Raw genomic sequence first — 903 nt, forward strand, 5'->3', positions numbered from 1 at the left:
CGACCATGGCGGGGATTTTCGAGTTGGGACACACCGCGATGAACTCCTCGGTGAACTGCTCGTTCTCCAGGATATTCACCTTGTGGGCTTCATACGGCAGCCCCAATTCTTCCAGGGCGATACCTGCCTTCTGGCCGTTCGGGGTGGCCAGTGAATAGAGTTGAATGCGGTCAGGATGTTCAATCGGCCACTTCTTGTCACTCATCGGGTCTCCTTCTCCGGACTAGGCCAGCTTCATTTCCTTCGCGAAGTGTTCCATGAGGCGCATGAGTTCGGCAAACTCATTCGTCCAGGCCCGGAACGACAGATAGACATGGTCCACCCCCAGGTCGGCGTAGCGCGGAATGTCCCGGATCAACTGATCCACGCTCGGCGCTCCGAGCGGCAGCATGCAAATCTGCAAATCGTCCGGGTCGCGACCCGCCTGAGAGGTCAATTCCCGCAGGGTTTCCAGGGGCTCTTGGATGTCATCCGGTCCCTTGCCCATGGCGATCCAGCCATCGCCGCGCCGCGCTATGCGACGCAGGGCGCCCTTGGTCATCCCCCCGACAAGAATGGGCGGATGCGGCTGCTGAACCGGTTTGGGAATAAATTTAATATCCGCGAACTGAAAATGCTTTCCGGCAAACGCTGGCGTTTCCTGCGTCCAGACCGCCTTGAAGATGTCCATGGTCTCGTTCGTGCGGGCTCCCCGCTCTGTGATCGATGTGCCCAGGGCGGTGAATTCCTGCTCCAGCCAGCCGGCCCCCACGCCGACAACCGTCCGCCCACCGGACAAGACGTCAATGGTGGCAAGCGCCTTGGCCGCGGCCAAGGGGTGCCGGTAGGGCAGAATCAGAACCGCGGTACCGAGTTTGACGGTTGTCGTCTTATACGCCAGGGCTGCCAGGACGGTGAGCGGAT

The 903-nt window shown here is 60.5% G+C and carries 2 protein-coding genes; both read right to left on the reverse strand.

Annotation, left to right across the window (positions count from 1 at the left end; translation table 11 throughout):
• On the reverse strand, positions 1–205 hold a 205-nt coding region (locus tag OXG98_08050), incomplete at its 3' end, for a glutathione S-transferase N-terminal domain-containing protein (GenBank protein MCY3771956.1).
• 18 nt (positions 206–223) lie between these two features.
• Positions 224–903, reverse strand: a 680-nt coding sequence (locus tag OXG98_08055; GenBank protein ID MCY3771957.1) for an LLM class F420-dependent oxidoreductase, incomplete at its 5' end; no start/stop codon positions are given.

The sequence above is a fragment of the Gemmatimonadota bacterium genome (assembly GCA_026706345.1).
Taxonomy (GTDB): domain Bacteria; phylum JAAXHH01; class JAAXHH01; order JAAXHH01; family JAAXHH01; genus JAAXHH01.